Origin of the sequence: Ralstonia sp. A12 (assembly GCF_000801955.1) — a bacterium.
GTDB lineage: Bacteria > Pseudomonadota > Gammaproteobacteria > Burkholderiales > Burkholderiaceae > Ralstonia.
The window spans coordinates 34,200-49,784 of the sequence record NZ_JSZO01000013.1 but is presented as its reverse complement, the minus strand read 5'-3'; the positions used below and the strand labels follow the sequence as shown (position 1 = coordinate 49,784).

Here is a 15,585-nt window from a genome sequence, read left to right as displayed (position 1 = left end):
CGGTCAGTCGCGTGGTCAGCGCGGCAGTTCCGTATGACCCATGAGGAACGCGTCCACCGACCGGGCAGCCTGGCGGCCTTCGCGGATGGCCCACACGACCAGCGACTGGCCGCGGCGCACGTCACCGGCGGCAAACACCTTCGGCACGTTGGTGGCGTAGGCGTTGTCGCCTTCGGTGGATGCACGCGCGTTGTTGCGCGCATCCTTGGTCACACCGAACGCATCCAGCACGCCGCCGACCGGATTGGTAAAGCCCATCGCCAGCAGCACGAGGTCGGCCTTGAGCGTGAACTCGCTGCCTGCGACTTCGGCCATCTTGCCGTCCTTCCATTCCAGGCGGACTGCCTTGAGGCCCGTCACGCGGCCGTTCTCGCCGATGAGTTCCTTGGTGGCGACCGACCAGTCGCGCTCGCAGCCTTCGTCATGCGACGACGACGTGCGCATCTTGATCGGCCAGTACGGCCACACCAGCGGCTTGTTCTCTTCTTCGGGCGGGCGCGGCAGCAGTTCGAATTGCGTGACCGATTCGGCGCCATGGCGGTTGGACGTACCCACGCAGTCCGAGCCCGTGTCGCCGCCACCAATCACGATGACGTGCTTGCCGTCCGCGCGGATCGGGTTGGGCGCGTCGCCGGCCACTTCCTTGTTCTGCGGGATCAGGAATTCGAGCGCGTAGTGCACGCCGTCCAGGTCACGGCCCGGCACGGGCAGATCGCGCGGCACTTCCGAACCGCCCGTCAGCACAACGGCATCGAACTGCTTGAGGATGTCATCCGCAGCGATGGTTTCGCGTGCGTCGTTGACGATGCCGGCGGGCACGGTCTTGTCACCGACCATCACGCCGGTGCGGAACGTCACGCCTTCGGCTTCCATCTGCTGCATGCGGCGGTCGATCTGCGCCTTCTCCAGCTTGAAGTCGGGGATGCCGTAGCGCAGCAGGCCGCCGATGCGATCGTTCTTCTCGAACAGCGTCACGTCATGGCCGGCGCGTGCCAGTTGCTGTGCAGCAGCCATACCAGCGGGGCCCGAGCCAACCACGGCCACGGTCTTGCCGGTCTTGTGCTTCGGCACTTGCGGCGCGACCCAGCCTTCTTCCCAGGCCTTGTCGATGATGGCGTGCTCGATCGACTTGATGCCGACCGGCAGCTCATTGATGCCCAGCGTGCAAGCCGCTTCGCACGGCGCCGGGCAGATGCGGCCCGTGAACTCGGGGAAGTTGTTGGTCGAGTGCAGCACCTCGATCGCGGTCTTCCAGTCCTGGCGATACACCAGGTCGTTGAAGTCCGGGATGATGTTGTTGACCGGGCAGCCGTTGTTGCAGAACGGAATGCCGCAGTCCATGCAGCGTGCGCCCTGGATCTTGGCTTCGTTGTCCGCCAGTGCGAACACGAATTCCTTGTAGTGCTTTACGCGCGCTTCGGGCGCTTCGTATCCCTCGTTCTGGCGGGGAAATTCGAGAAAACCGGTCGCCTTGCCCATGGTGTCCTTCCTGGCCCGATGCTGCCTGCACAGGCGCATCGAGCTGTCTTGTGTGGTTCGTTGTATTCGGTGCGGCGGGTGGCCGATCATTCAATCAGCCACCCGCCAAGTCGCTTGGAATCAGCTCAGGCCGCGATCTGTTCGCGGGCGGCTTCCTGTTCGCGCTCGTACATCTCGGTCAGCGCGCGCTTGTACTCGGTCGGGAAGACCTTGACGAAGCGGCGGCGTGCGTTACTCCAGTCGGCCAGCAGTTCCTTGGCGCGCTCGGAGCCGGTGTAGCGGAAGTGCTTTTCCACCAGCGCCTTGAGCAGTTGCTCGTCGAGCACGCGCTCGCCGTCCACCTTGTGCCAGGTCGATTGCGTGTGCGCCTTCTCCTGATCAGCCGACGACAGCACGGACTCCAGCGCGACCTGCGCGGTGTTGCAGCGCTTGTCGAACAGGCCGTCTTCGTCATAGACGTAGGCCACGCCGCCCGACATGCCTGCCGCAAAGTTGCGGCCGGTGGCGCCCAGCACGACGACGGTGCCGCCGGTCATGTATTCGCAGCCGTGGTCGCCGGTGCCTTCCACCACCGTGGTGGCGCCGGAGTTGCGCACCGCAAAACGCTCGCCGGCCACGCCGTTGAAGAACGCCTCACCGGCCAGCGCACCGTACAGTACGGTGTTGCCGACGATGATGTTGGACGTCGGCTCGCCACGGAACTCATGCGGCGGGCGCACGATCACGCGGCCGCCCGACAGGCCCTTGCCCACGTAGTCGTTGCCATCGCCCACCAAGTCCAGCGTCACGCCGTGCGCCAGGAACGCCGCGAACGACTGACCCGCCGTGCCTTGCATCTGCACGTGGATGGAATCATCCGGCAGACCCTCGTGGCCGTAGCGCTTGGCCACTTCGCCCGAGAGCATCGCGCCCACGGTCCGGTTGACGTTGCGCACCGGCTGGATGAACGAGACACGCTCGCCCTTCTCGATTGCCGCCTTGGCCTTCTCGATGAGCTGATGATCCAGCGCGCGGTCCAGACCGTGGTCTTGCACGTCGACCTGGTAGCACGGCTCGCCTTCCTTCTTGGCCGGCTGGTAGAAGATGCGCGCGAAGTCCAGACCGCGTGCCTTCCAGTGTTCGATGCCTGACTTCGTGTCGAGCAGATCTGCGCGGCCGATCAGCTCGTTGAACGAGCGGATGCCCAGTTGCGCCATGATCTCGCGCACTTCCTCAGCCACGAAGAAGAAGTAGTTCACCACGTGCTCGGGCTTGCCCGAGAACTTCTTGCGCAGCACCGGATCCTGCGTCGCCACGCCCACCGGGCAGGTGTTCAGGTGGCACTTGCGCATCATGATGCAGCCCTCGACCACCAGCGGTGCGGTCGCAAAGCCGAATTCATCCGCGCCCAGCAGCGCGCCGATCACAACGTCGCGGCCGGTCTTCATCTGACCGTCAGCCTGCACGCGGATGCGGTTGCGCAGACCGTTGAGCATCAGCGTCTGCTGCGTCTCGGCCAAGCCCAGTTCCCACGGCGTACCGGCGTGCTTGATCGACGACCACGGCGAAGCACCGGTACCGCCATCGTGACCAGCGATCACCACGTGATCGGCCTTGGCCTTGGCGACACCTGCAGCCACCGTGCCCACGCCCACTTCCGACACCAGCTTGACCGACACGTCCGATGCCGGGTTCACGTTCTTCAGATCGTGGATGAGCTGCGCCAGATCTTCGATCGAATAGATGTCGTGGTGCGGCGGCGGCGAGATCAGGCCCACGCCCGGCACGGCGTAACGCAGCTTGCCGATGTAGTCCGTGACCTTGTGGCCAGGCAGTTGACCGCCTTCGCCAGGCTTGGCGCCCTGGGCCATCTTGATCTGGATCTGATCGGCAGAGGCCAGGTATTCGGCCGTCACGCCAAAGCGGCCCGACGCCACCTGCTTGATCTTCGAGCGCAGTGAATCGCCCTCTTGCAGTTCCAGATCGCGCTCGACCACTTCGCGGCCGATCACGTCCGACAGCTTGGTGCCCTGCTTGATGGGAATGCCGCGCAGTTCGTTGCGATAACGGCGCTCGTCTTCACCGCCTTCACCCGTGTTCGACTTGCCGCCGATGCGGTTCATCGCCACAGCCAGCGTGGTGTGCGCTTCGGTCGAAATCGAACCCAGCGACATTGCACCGGTGGCGAAACGCTTGACGATCTCCTTGGCCGACTCCACTTCTTCCAGCGGAATCGCGCGCACCGGGTCGACCTTGAACTCGAACAGGCCGCGCAGCGTCATGTGGCGCTTGCTCTGGTCGTTGATCAGGTTGGCGTATTCCTTGTACGTCTGATACGAATTCGCGCGCGTGGCGTGCTGCAGCTTGGCGATCGAATCCGGGGTCCACATGTGCTCTTCGCCACGGACGCGGTAGGCATATTCGCCGCCGGCATCCAGCATGTTGGCCAGCACCGGCGCATCGCCAAAGGCGTCGCGGTGCAGACGCAGGGCTTCTTCCGCCACTTCGAAGATGCCGATGCCGCCCACGTTCGATGCGGTGCCGTGGAAGTACTTGTCCACCAGCTCGCGCGACAGGCCGATCGCTTCGAAGATCTGCGCGCCGGTGTACGACATGTACGTCGAGATGCCCATCTTGGACATCACCTTGTGCAGGCCCTTGCCGATCGCCTTGGTGAAGTTGTAGATCGCCTTCTCGGCGGTCAGGCCCAGACCCGGTGCCAGCTCGGCCAGCGTTTCCATCGCCAGGTACGGGTGCACGGCTTCTGCGCCGTAGCCCGCCAGCAGGGCGAAGTGGTGCACTTCACGTGCGGAACCGGTTTCGACCACCAGACCCGTGCTCGTGCGCAGGCCCTTCTCCACCAGGTGATGGTGGATGGCGGACGTGGCCAGCAGCGCCGGAATGGCGGCCTGCTTCTCGTCGACCGCGCGGTCCGACACGATCAGGATGTTGTAGCCCGACTTGACGGCATCCACGGCCTCGGCGCACAGCGAGGCCAGGCGCGCTTCAATACCTTCCTTGCCCCACGCCACCGGGTAGCAGATGTTCAGCTCGTAAGCCATGAACTTGCCGCCGGTGTAGTGCTCAATGTTGCGGATCTTCGCCATGTCCTTGAAGTCCAGCACAGGCTGGCTCACTTCAAGACGCATCGGCGGGTTGATGTTGTTCAGCTCCAGCAGGTTCGGCTTCGGCCCGATGAACGAGACGAGCGACATCACCACGTTTTCGCGGATCGGGTCGATCGGCGGGTTCGTGACCTGCGCGAACAACTGCTTGAAATAGTTGTAGAGCGTCTTGTTCTTGCTCGACAGGACAGCCAGCGGGCTGTCGTTGCCCATCGAACCGGCGGCTTCTTCGCCGTTCGCGGCCATCGGGGTCATCAGGAACTTGACGTCTTCCTGCGTGTAGGCGAAGGCCTGCTGGCGATCCAGCAGCTTGGCGGCCGGCTTCGTTTCAGCGGCCACGTCTTCCGGCTTGGCTTCGAGCTCGTCGAGCTTGATGCGCACGGCGTCGATCCAGCTCTTGTACGGCTTGGCGTTGGCCAGGTTGTCCTTGAGTTCCTTGTCGTCGATGATGCGGCCCTGCTCCATGTCGATCAGGAACATCTTGCCCGGCTGCAGGCGCCACTTCTTGACGATGCGCGACTCGGGGATCGGCAGCACGCCGGCTTCCGAGGCCATCACGACCATGTCGTCGTCGGTCACGTAGTAGCGTGCCGGACGCAGGCCGTTACGGTCGAGCGTTGCGCCGATCTGGCGGCCATCGGTAAAGCAGATGGCGGCGGGGCCGTCCCACGGCTCCATCATCGCGGCGTGGTATTCGTAGAAGGCGCGACGGTTGTCGTCCATCAGCGTGTGTTGCTCCCACGCTTCCGGAATCATCATCATCATCGCCTGGGCCAGCGGGTAGCCCGCCATCGTCAGCAGCTCGAGGCAGTTGTCGAACGATGCCGTATCCGATTGGCCCGGATAGATCAACGGCCAGAGCTTGGGCAGGTCGTCGCCCAGCACCGGCGACGAGATGCCGCCCGTACGGGCGTTGATCCAGTTGACGTTGCCCTTGACGGTGTTGATTTCGCCGTTGTGCGCCACCATGCGGTACGGGTGCGCCAGTTCCCAGGCCGGGAAGGTGTTGGTCGAGAAACGCTGGTGCACCAGCGCCAGCGCCGACACCGTGCGCGGGTCCGCCAAGTCTTGGTAATAGCGACCAACTTGCTCGCACAGCAGCAGGCCCTTGTAGACGATCGTGCGCGCCGACATCGACGGCACGAAGTATTCCTTGCCATGCTTGAGCTTGAGTGCCTGGATGGCGTGGCTGGCGGTCTTGCGGATCACGTACAGCTTCCGCTCCAGCGCGTCGGTGGTCATGATGTCGCGGCCGCGCCCGATGAAGATCTGGCGGATCACCGGCTCGGTCTTCTGCACCGTGGGCGACATCGGCATGGTCTTGTCGACCGGCACATCGCGCCAGCCCAGCACGACCTGGCCTTCCAGGCGCACGGTGCGCTCCAGTTCCTGTTCGCACGCCAGACGCGAAGCGTGTTCCTTCGGCAGGAAGATCATGCCGACGCCGTATTCGCCGGCCGGCGGCAGGTTCACGCCCTGGCGCGCCATCTCTTCACGATAGAACTGGTCGGGAATCTGCAGCAGGATGCCCGCGCCGTCGCCCATCAGCGGGTCAGCGCCGACGGCGCCCCGGTGGTCGAGGTTGTGCAGGATGCGCAGACCCTGCTGGACGATCTCGTGGCTCTTCTTGCCCTTGATGTGTGCGACGAAGCCGACGCCGCAAGCGTCGTGTTCGTTGGTCGGGTCGTACAGACCTTGGGACGACGGCACGCCGGTCGTCGATTCAGCGCTCTGGGGCGCGGTGGGGAAGGAATGTTGTTCCACGGCGATCTTCCGATGTTGTCGGTACAGCACGCCGTAGAAGGCCCTCGCGGTGGGTGCGGATGCGGTGGGCAAACAAGCAATGACGCGCCGCACCATGTATGCGGGTGGAACGAATATAAAAGAGCGGTCCGTAACAGGCAAAAGTTTTTAAATGGGGTCGGAGTAAATTAATAAATGCACGTCATCGGTGCGGGTTTATAAATGGGGACAGATTAAATTGGTGCAGATGAATGCACCTGCGAACGATCGCTTCCACGTTCGACTATTCTGCGGTCGCGGTGCCCTCTGCCCCCACTTCTGCGGTTTTGCGTGGTGGTCGCCCTTTAGGTAGCGGCGCGACCCGACGGCCGCCGGCACGCGCCAGCGTGGCCAGGAAAGCCTCCCCGCCAAGCGGCCAGCCGCTGTGCACATGTTGCCGGATCTGCGTGAGTTGATCGGAGCCAAGCCCCTCGTGCCAAAGCGTCCGATAGCGAGATTGGCGCTCAAATGGCGTGTTTCCAAGCCGCCAATAGCAATAGTGATCACTCACCCACGGAATCGACTGGATACCGACGTGGTGGCGATACGTGCTCCATCGATCATCGTCCGGTGTCGTGACGAGACCGCCTCGAACGGCATTGGACTCGACGTACAGCAACATCGGCAGCACCCATTCAGCCGGATCCAGCACGGTCGAACGAAAGCGCCCCTCCCATAGCGTGCCGCTGCGATCAGCGGCGCCATTGAAGTAGCGCGTATAGCGCCGCCCTACGGCCTGTAGCGTGCGTGACAGGCTGTCTGCCACCTTGGGCGTACCCACCAGATGCACGTGATTGGGCATCAACGAGAAGGCATGGATGGCGAAATCATGCTCGCGCGCCGCCATGCGCAGCGTGTCGAGGTAGAAGGCGTAGTCCTCGTCCGTGCGAAACACGGCCTGGCGGTTGTTGCCGCGCTGCAACACGTGCACAGGAACATCGGTGGGGCTGAGGCGAGGCAGGCGTGCCATGGCGAAAAGTCGGCGGAGAAAGCGCCCATCGTAGCGTGATGGCGCCGAATCTGTCCCCAATTTTTTCGCAGCAAACGGTTGCGCCTCGGCTGTCGCCCAAGTGCAACGAGAATCGGCCACATTCGCGGTCGGATTTGCCCGATGTCAAACCGCAGGGCGCCCGGGGCTTCAGCCCGCCTCCCGAATTGATCCCGCGCAAATCGGCCGGCCCGCATTGCCGCGAGACTGGCTCCCGTCACATTCACAAGACGATATCGAGAGGGAGCGTTTCATGGCTTTTGCACGCCTCGCCACTGCTGCGGCAATCACCGGTGCCCTTGCTGGCATCTTCAGCCCGTCCGCCTTTGCCCAGAGCACGGACCTGCCGCCGGCTACCGGCAACTGGATGGTGCGTCTGCGCGCCGTCAACCTGACGGCTGCCAACAAATCTGATCCGGTTGGCGCGCTGGCCATACCGTCCGACGCCATCCAGATCAACAACAAGGCGTTTCCCGAGCTGGACGTTTCGTACTTCTTCACGCCGCATATCGCGGCCGAGTTGATCCTGACCTACCCGCAGCAGCAGGACGTCACGGTCATGAAGAGTGCGCTGGGCGGCCCGACCAAGATTGGCGACTTCCGCCACCTGCCGCCGATCCTGACGCTGCAATACCACTTCACGCCGGAATCGCGCTTCAAGCCGTACGTGGGCGCCGGCATCAACTACACGCGCATCTCGGATGTGAACCTGCAGGTGCCGGGCATCGGCCCGCTGGACCTCTCCAAGAACAGCTTCGGCCCCGCGCTGCAGGTCGGCTTCGACTACCGCCTGACCGACCGCGTGTACTTCAACATGGACCTGAAAAAGACCTGGATCAGCGCCGACGTGAAGATGGCGGGCCAGACCATCAGCAAGGTCAAGGTCGACCCGTGGCTGCTGGGTATCGGTCTGGGCTACCGCTTTTAACTTTTAGGGAGACGATCAGCGAACAGACGGTCTTCTGATCGACTTTTCCGACGTGCCGCAGGGGTCGTCGACGGCGGGGGCGCTCGTCGACGATGGTTGGCGCGTTCGGCCCGGCATGCGTTGGGGCGGCCGGGCATTTTTTTTGGGCGCTTACTTCTTGGGCGCCGCTGGATCGAACTGGGTAACGACACGTCCCTCCAGCGGCTGGGGCTGGCGGAAGTTGTCAGCATAGAAGCTGCGCAGCGCATCGAGCTGCGCGGGCGATGCCGTGATCGGCTGCTTGAGCACATACCACTCAACATTCTCGGTCAGCGGCGGCGTGGTCAGCGAGCCGAGGTAGTGGTAATAGGCGTCACTCTTGGGCAGCAAGTCCGCCGGGCGGATGGCGGGCACTTCGTGCGCCTCGCCCTTGCGCGCAGCCTTGAGTACGGCGTCAAGCGCGGGGTTGGCAGCGCCCTCTTCCAGCATCACGCCAATCACCGCCATACGGCCATCCTTCGCCACGTGCACGAGATGCACCTCGGCCGGGAACAACTTGGCGTCAATCGTGTGCTCGCTGTGTGCGTGGAAGTGGAACTGGCGCAGTACGAATCGGCGGCCTCGGATCTTCGCATCGCCGCCAGGCACATTCACCTGCAAAGCGTGGCCCGTATCGACAACCATGCCGGCAAGCATCCCGTAGTGCGGCTGAACGGCATCGGGTTCGTCTTCGTCGACGGCAACCGCATCGGCGGTATGAATGTCGATGGGCGATTGGAACGCGTCATGCACTGCATGCCATTCGGACTGATGCTGATAGTCGAAATGATCGGCCGGGCTGGCGGCGTGCGCGCTGAATGTCGAAGCGACAAGCAATGCAAAAACGAGACGTGACATGAAAATTGACCTTGCGATGGAAACACGCCCATCGTAGGCACCACGCATGGCCCCGTCACTCAGATTAATCCGATAACCGACTCACACCATGTCGACCGCGAAGATGCGGCGATGCTCCTTGATGGCGTACCGATCCGTCATGCCGGCAATGTAGTGCGCGATCCAGCGCGGCTGCTCCTCGGGATTGGCCGTGGCCTGGTACTGCGGCGGCAGCAGACGCGGATCGTCGAGGAATGCGCCGAACAGGTCATCGATGATGCGGCGCGCCTTGGCAGCCATGCGCATCACGAGGTAGTGGCGGTAGAGGTTGTCGAACAGGAAGCGTTTGAGCACGCGTGCCTCTTCGCGCATCGGCTCAGAGAACGCCACCAGCGCAGGCGCTGCACGCACGTCGTCGATACTCTGCGGCGCAACCTCGGCGATGCCCGCGCGCGTGGTGGCAATCAGATCGACAATCAGCGCATTGATGATGCGGCGGATCGTCTCGTTGATCAGGCGCCGGCCACCCACCTCAGGGAACGCGGCCTCCGCCTCACGGCGGTGGATCGCCCACAGCGGCACGTCTTCCAACTGCTCCAACGTGATCAGGCCGGAGCGCAAACCGTCGTCGATATCGTGATTGTTGTACGCAACCTCATCCGCCAAGTTGGCGAGCTGCGCTTCCAGCGACGGCTGCTGCCCTTCGAGAAAGCGCCGCCCCAGATCACCCAGTGTGGCCGCGTTGTTGCGAGAGCAATGCTTGAGGATGCCCTCGCGCGTCTCGAACGTGAGGTTCAAACCGTCAAAGCCGCCGTAGCGCTCTTCCAGCCGATCGACCACCAGCAGGCTCTGCAGGTTGTGCTCGAAGCCGCCATACGGCTTCATGCAATCGTTGAGCGCATCCTGCCCGGCGTGGCCAAACGGCGTGTGACCCAGGTCGTGTGCGAGTGAAATCGCTTCGACCAGGTCTTCGTTCAACCGCAGGCTGCGCGCGATCGAGCGGGCGATCTGCGCGACTTCCAGGCTGTGCGTAAGACGCGTGCGGAACAGGTCGCCCTCGTGGTTCACGAAGACCTGCGTCTTGTACTCGAGTCGTCGGAACGCCGTGCTGTGGATGATGCGGTCACGGTCGCGCTGGAACTCGGTGCGCGAGGTGGATGGCGGCTCGGCGTGCACGCGGCCGCGCGTCTGCGCCGCATGCGCGGCGTAGGGAGCGAGATGGCCTTCGAGATCGAACGGCGCGGGTGGCAAATCGAGTCGATCGTTCATCAGGCCATCTCTTCCGGCGTCAGGCGACGGGCGCCTCGGTGGGTGGGCGCAGCACGGCGTGCTGCAGGGTGGTGCGCAAATCGGCGTCGGGCACAGCGGTCACGAAGGCCTGGCCCAGCTTGCGCAGCAGCACGAACTTGATCTCACCGGCCTCGGCCTTCTTGTCGACGCGCATGAGCTCGATGAAACGCTCCAGCCCCAGGTCCGGCGCCACGGTCGGCAGGTTGGCTGCGCGCGTGAGTGCGGTGATGCGGTTGCGCGTATCGATGTCGATAAAGCCCAGGCGATGCGACAGATCGGCCGCCATCACCATGCCGCAGCCGACGGCCTCGCCATGCAGCCATTCACCATAACCCAGGCCAGCCTCGATGGCATGGCCGAAGGTATGGCCGAAATTGAGCGTGGCACGCAGGCCGGTTTCTCGCTCGTCCTGCGCCACCACAGATGCCTTGATGCGCACCGAACCGCGTACGGCTTCGGTCATCAGATCGGCATCGCAGTTGTTCAGGCCGTCGATGTTCTGCTCGATCCAGGCGAAGTAATCGGCATCGGCAATTGCGCCGTGCTTGATGACCTCGGCCATGCCGGCAGCCAGTTCGCGCGCGGGCAGCGTGCGCAGCGTGTCGATATCAGCCAGCACCGCCTGCGGCTGATGGAACGCGCCGATCATGTTCTTGCCCAGCGGGTGATTGATGCCTGTCTTGCCACCCACGGAGGAATCCACCTGCGAGAGCAGCGTCGTCGGCACCTGGATGAATGGCACCCCGCGCATATAGCAGGCGGCAGCAAAGCCGGTCATATCACCGATCACGCCGCCACCCAGGGCGATGAGCGTGGTCTTGCGGTCCGCACCCGCCGTCAGCAGCGCATCAAAAATGCGGTTGAGCGTGTCCCACTTCTTGAACGATTCGCCATCAGGCAGCACAACCGTGTCGACGACCTTGCCGAGCGAACGGACGGCCGCCTCAACCTTGGCGGCATACAGCGGCGCAACGGTCTCGTTGGTGACGATCACGGCACGCGCGCCGCGGATGTGAGGAGCAAACAGTGCTGCCTGGGAGATCAGCCCCGACCCGATATGAATCGGATAGGTGCGCTCGCCGAGGTCGACATCGACGGTAATCATGACTGGGGGGAGACTTGCGAGGAGGTGGAGGGGTCTGCGGGCGGTGCCACGATGCCAGCCACCTCAAGTTGCATCAGCACCATATTAACAAGCTGGGCGACGGTGGGCTTGCCGGTCTCGATGACAAAGTGTGCCACCTCGCGGTACAGCGGATCGCGAATCGCGTGCAGTTCTTCGAGCCTGGCGCGCGGGTTTTCCGTTTGCAACAGCGGCCGATTCTTGTCGTGCCGCGTACGCAGATACAGGTCGTGCGGATTGGCGCGCAGGTAGATGACGGTGCCGCGCGCACGCAGGAAGGCGCGATTCTCGGGCCGCAACACGGCACCACCGCCCGTCGCGACGACCACGCCGCTGCGTGCGGTCAATTCGTCGATCATGTGGGTTTCGCGGTCGCGAAAGCCCATCTCACCCTCGTGCTCGAAGATGATGGGCACGCGTACGCCGCAACGCGCTTCGATCTCGTGGTCGGAGTCGAAGAACGGCAGATCAAGCCGGCGTGCAACCGCCCGGCCGACCGTGGTCTTGCCCGCGCCCATCAGGCCGACGAAAAAAACGTTGGAAACAGACAAAATCGCGTGAAATCAGAAATTTGAGCCTGATTGTAGTGGCATTTGCCCATCATCCAGCGCAAACCCAGTTGCAGAACACAAAAAAGCCCGGCGCTCCGTGAGGAGGCCGGGCTTCGCAGAGAACGACTCCGGGCTGCCGATTACTTCAGTGACAGTTGGTCCGACACCACACGAGGCGTCAGGAACACCAGCAGCTCGGTGCGGTTGTTGATCTTGCCAGTGGTCTTGAACAGGTTGCCCACCACCGGGATATCGCCCAGCAGCGGTACCTTGCTCACGCTGTTGGACTCGTTCTGCGTATAAATGCCACCGATCACGACCGTGCCGCCGTTCTCGATCAGCACTTGCGTCTGCACATGCTTGGTGTCGATGGCAATCCCGCCGGGGGTCGAGAGGCTGGTGTTCGGGCTGTCCTTGGTGACATCGACATCCATGAAGATATTGCCATCCGGCGTAATCTTCGGCGTGACCTCCAGCTTCAGATTGGCCTTCTTGAACGACACCGAAGTCGCCCCGGAAGACGTCGCCGACTGATAGGGGATCTCGGTACCCTGCTCGATCAGCGCCTTGATGTTGTCGGCGGTCACAATGCGCGGACTGGAGATGATCTTGCCTTGGCCATCGGCCTCCAGCGCCGAGAGCTCCAACGCCAAGAAACGGCCAGCACCCGCGTTAAACAGGCTGACAGCCAGGCTGGCAGCGTTCGCGCCGTTAATAGGGGCGGCAGGAAAGCTGATCGCCGGGGTGTTGTCGACCGTGCCGCCCGTGATCGGTGCCGTTACATTGCCATAAGTGTTGCTGACCGAAGCCCCGTTGTTCTTGGCGGTAAAGCCCAGCTTGGCACCCAGGTTACGGCTAAACGAGTCCGTCGCCTCAACAATGCGCGCCTCGATCACCACTTGGCGAACCGGGATATCGATCTTCTGCAGGAATGCCTGAACCTCCTCCAGTTTGCTCGGAATGTCCGACACAAACAGCTGATTGGTACGTCCATCCGAAGTCAGCGAGCCCCGCTTGGAGAGAATCCGAGATGTCGTACCGCCCACCGCGCCAGCACCAGCCCCGGTACCCATCAGCATGTTGCGCACATCATCCGCACGCTGATAGTTCAGGCGGAATACTTGGCTACGCAGCGGCTCCAATTCAGTCACCTGTTGCTGCGACTCCAGTTCAGCCTTTTCCTTCGTTGCCAGCTCACCACGCGGCGCGACCCACAGCACGTTGCCGTTGCGACGCGAGGCCAGGCCCTTGGAATCCAGCACGATCTGTAGCGCCTGATCCCAGGGCACATCCTTCAGACGCAGCGACAGGGTACCCGTCACGCTGTCGCTGGTGACGATGTTCAGGTTGGTGAAGTCCGCAAAGACCTGCAGCAGCGAGCGCACGTCGATGTTCTGGAAGTTCAGCGACAGGCGCTCACCACGGTAGCCGGGGCCGGAAATCAGCTTGTTCGGATCTTCCTTGGTCGGGCGCACCTCCACCACGAACTGCGTGTCGGTCTGGTACGAACTGTACTGCCAGTTGCCGCGCGGCTCGATGATCAGGCGCGCGCCAGTACCGTTATCAGTGGCGCGCATCGCCTGCACCGGCGTACCGAAGTCGCTCACGTCATAGCGACGACGCAGCGATTGCGGCAGCGTCGCGCCCACAAAGTCGACCACCAGGTTCTGGCCTTGCTGGGCAATGTTGATCGCGGAGTTGGCCGTCGACAGGTCCACCACCACGCGACCGGCGAGGTCATCACCGCGGCGGAAATCGACGTTGCGCACCGCGGGGCGCTGGGCGCCCGCGACGGGTGCCGGCGCGGAGAACGTCGGCGCCGCCACGGCAGCAGCAACCGGCGCTGCTTCCAGCGTCAGCACGTACTGGTTGCCACGCACTTCCGACTTGTATTGCGTCTGGCGCGCCAAGTCGAGCACGACACGGGTACGGTCGCCGATCTGCACGACGTTGGCCGAACGCAGCAGCTTGCCGCCATATTGATAATTGACGCGCCCCTGAGCGAAGCTTGCGCCAAAGAAATCGATCGCAATGCGCGCAGGCTGCTGCGTGCTGAACTCCACCGGCTTCTGGGCGGGTGCATCTTTCAAGGTGACGGTCACAACAGTGGACTCACCGGCCGTGGCCTGCTCCACCTTCTCGATAGCGTTGCCGGCGACGGCGGCCTGCTGCGCGAGCGCCTGACCCGCCACCATGAACATGCACAGCGAAAGCCATGCAGCTGCGCCCCCCCGGGCCACTCGAGCAGCCTGCGCCAGGCCGCCCTTCACGAGACGCATCGTCATTGCGCGCCCTCCTGAACTTTCAGGGTAGTCATTTTTTCTTTCCATTCGGTCGTGCCTTCGCGCACCAGCTCACGCAGGGTGAGTTCCTGATCGCCGATGCGGACGATACGACCATAGTTTTGTCCGATGTACTGCCCCACATGCACGTGTTGCGTCTTGTCCCCGACAGACACGACGCCTTCCGTCTCGCCGTTGCGCTTCATCGTCCCAAGCAGCTTGAAGGCTTCCAGCGGATAGTCTTCCAGCGGCTCGCGACGGCGGTTCGGTTCCGGCGATTCGTTCTGCGCACGCGAAAGCTCCGCCACCTTCTGCACACTGAACGGATCGGTCTGCTTGGTGGTCGTGTATTCGCGCGGCGCGTAAGGTTTCGGTTCCGGCAACGGTGCCAGTCTGGTGCTGACGTTGTTGCGCGCCTGCTGCATCCACTGATCCAGTTCGTCATCCGCGTTCGCACCGCACGCGGTCAGCACGACGGCCAGGCATAGCGGCGCAACGCACACGAGCGGAGACATCCGGGCGCGGCTCAAGGTCTGGCCCTTCATTTAGCGCCTCCCTTGCCGGCAGCATTCGCTTTGCGCTGCGCCGCCTGCTCATCCGGGTCGAGCGCACGGTAGGCTTCTGCGCGCGCTTCCATCACCATGCTGCCGTCTTTGTTGCCGGTCAGCGCGATGTTCTGCAGCGTGACGATCCGCGACAGCGCAGCCACGTCAGCAGCGAACAGCGCCATGTCGTGATAGCGGCCGTTTACCTTCACGGCGACAGGAATCTCGGCGTAGTACGGCTTGATCACAGCGGCAGACGGGCGGAACAGATCGAACGTCAGCCCACGCGCGATACCGGCGTGGTTAACGTCAGCCAGCAACGCATCCATCTCGGTCTTGTTGGGCAGTTGCAGTTCGAGCTTGGCGACGCGCTGCTCCACCTCGACCTTCTGCTTACGCAGCGCCTCGAGGTTCACCACCTGGGCAAGCTTGCTCTGATAAGCGGATTTCAACTGCTCTTGCTCGTTGCGCTTGGCGTCACGCTCATCGAACTTGCCACTCCAGTAGAACTGCCAGCCCAGCACGAGCACGAGCACGGCAGCGAGGATCATGAACAGGATGCGTGGAGCGATTGGCCAAGTTTCCGGCTCATTCAGGTTCAGTCCACGGAACTGGCTGACCAGGTCTTCCAGCGAGATATCGGTCGAGAGAGCCATGG

Annotated in this window: 11 protein-coding genes; 1 reads left to right on the top strand and 10 read right to left on the bottom strand. The window is 63.1% G+C overall.

The window, feature by feature from the left end; all coding sequences use genetic code 11:
• Nucleotides 1-15: 15 nt before the first annotated feature.
• The 3 genes from PI87_RS16140 to PI87_RS16130 all read right to left on the bottom strand — a co-directional run bounded on the left by PI87_RS16140 (nucleotide 16) and on the right by PI87_RS16130 (nucleotide 7,335).
• The gene (locus PI87_RS16140; protein ID WP_039598738.1) at nucleotides 16-1,479 is read right to left on the bottom strand and encodes a glutamate synthase subunit beta; all 1,464 of its coding nucleotides are present in this window, start codon (nucleotides 1,477-1,479) and stop codon (nucleotides 16-18) included.
• 125 nt (nucleotides 1,480-1,604) lie between these two features.
• A complete protein-coding gene (locus PI87_RS16135; protein ID WP_039598876.1) occupies nucleotides 1,605-6,347 on the bottom strand; it encodes a glutamate synthase-related protein in 4,743 nt (1,580 codons plus the stop codon).
• Nucleotides 6,348-6,609: 262 nt separating this feature from the next.
• Nucleotides 6,610-7,335, bottom strand: coding sequence for a transposase (locus PI87_RS16130; protein ID WP_039598737.1), 726 nt, complete (start codon nucleotides 7,333-7,335; stop codon nucleotides 6,610-6,612).
• A gap of 271 nt (nucleotides 7,336-7,606) precedes the next feature.
• Between PI87_RS16130 and PI87_RS16125 the strand changes: the two genes are divergently transcribed.
• Entirely contained in the window at nucleotides 7,607-8,281 is a 675-nt protein-coding gene (locus PI87_RS16125; protein ID WP_039598736.1) for an OmpW/AlkL family protein, read from the top strand.
• Nucleotides 8,282-8,431: 150 nt separating this feature from the next.
• Here the strand turns inward: PI87_RS16125 and PI87_RS16120 are convergent, their stop codons facing one another.
• From PI87_RS16120 to PI87_RS16090, 7 genes are all read right to left on the bottom strand, one after another.
• Nucleotides 8,432-9,157, bottom strand: a complete 726-nt coding sequence (locus PI87_RS16120; protein WP_039598735.1) for a carbonic anhydrase — start codon at nucleotides 9,155-9,157, stop codon at nucleotides 8,432-8,434.
• Between the two features lie 81 nt (nucleotides 9,158-9,238).
• Nucleotides 9,239-10,405, bottom strand: a complete 1,167-nt coding sequence (locus PI87_RS16115; RefSeq protein ID WP_039598734.1) for a deoxyguanosinetriphosphate triphosphohydrolase — start codon at nucleotides 10,403-10,405, stop codon at nucleotides 9,239-9,241.
• Nucleotides 10,406-10,424: 19 nt separating this feature from the next.
• Nucleotides 10,425-11,531, bottom strand: a complete 1,107-nt coding sequence (gene aroB / locus PI87_RS16110) for a 3-dehydroquinate synthase (RefSeq protein ID WP_039598733.1) — start codon at nucleotides 11,529-11,531, stop codon at nucleotides 10,425-10,427.
• Nucleotides 11,528-12,100: a shikimate kinase gene (locus PI87_RS16105; protein ID WP_198139572.1), complete on the bottom strand. Its 573-nt coding sequence runs from the start codon at nucleotides 12,098-12,100 to the stop codon at nucleotides 11,528-11,530. Before PI87_RS16105 ends, aroB begins: the two co-directional genes overlap by 4 nt.
• Nucleotides 12,101-12,240: 140 nt before the next feature.
• The gene (gene pilQ, locus PI87_RS16100) at nucleotides 12,241-14,379 is read right to left on the bottom strand and encodes a temperature dependent type IV pilus secretin PilQ (protein WP_332308703.1); all 2,139 of its coding nucleotides are present in this window, start codon (nucleotides 14,377-14,379) and stop codon (nucleotides 12,241-12,243) included.
• A gap of 2 nt (nucleotides 14,380-14,381) precedes the next feature.
• Nucleotides 14,382-14,927, bottom strand: a complete 546-nt coding sequence (locus PI87_RS16095) for a pilus assembly protein PilP (RefSeq protein WP_039598730.1) — start codon at nucleotides 14,925-14,927, stop codon at nucleotides 14,382-14,384.
• Nucleotides 14,924-15,583, bottom strand: a complete 660-nt coding sequence (locus PI87_RS16090; protein WP_039598729.1) for a type 4a pilus biogenesis protein PilO — start codon at nucleotides 15,581-15,583, stop codon at nucleotides 14,924-14,926. Before PI87_RS16090 ends, PI87_RS16095 begins: the two co-directional genes overlap by 4 nt.
• Nucleotides 15,584-15,585: the final 2 nt, after the last annotated feature.

Bases quoted from the DNA above. Each gene is read 5' to 3' on its own strand.
- PI87_RS16140 (WP_039598738.1), bottom strand. From the start codon at position 1,479: ATGGGCAAGGCGACCGGTTTTCTCGAATTTCCCCGCCAGAACGAGGGA.
- PI87_RS16130 (WP_039598737.1), bottom strand. From the start codon at position 7,335: ATGGCACGCCTGCCTCGCCTCAGCCCCACCGATGTTCCTGTGCACGTG.
- PI87_RS16125 (WP_039598736.1), top strand. From the start codon at position 7,607: ATGGCTTTTGCACGCCTCGCCACTGCTGCGGCAATCACCGGTGCCCTT.
- PI87_RS16120 (WP_039598735.1), bottom strand. From the start codon at position 9,157: ATGTCACGTCTCGTTTTTGCATTGCTTGTCGCTTCGACATTCAGCGCG.
- PI87_RS16115 (WP_039598734.1), bottom strand. From the start codon at position 10,405: ATGAACGATCGACTCGATTTGCCACCCGCGCCGTTCGATCTCGAAGGC.
- aroB (WP_039598733.1), bottom strand. From the start codon at position 11,531: ATGATTACCGTCGATGTCGACCTCGGCGAGCGCACCTATCCGATTCAT.
- pilQ (WP_332308703.1), bottom strand. From the start codon at position 14,379: ATGCGTCTCGTGAAGGGCGGCCTGGCGCAGGCTGCTCGAGTGGCCCGG.
- PI87_RS16095 (WP_039598730.1), bottom strand. From the start codon at position 14,927: ATGAAGGGCCAGACCTTGAGCCGCGCCCGGATGTCTCCGCTCGTGTGC.
- PI87_RS16090 (WP_039598729.1), bottom strand. From the start codon at position 15,583: ATGGCTCTCTCGACCGATATCTCGCTGGAAGACCTGGTCAGCCAGTTC.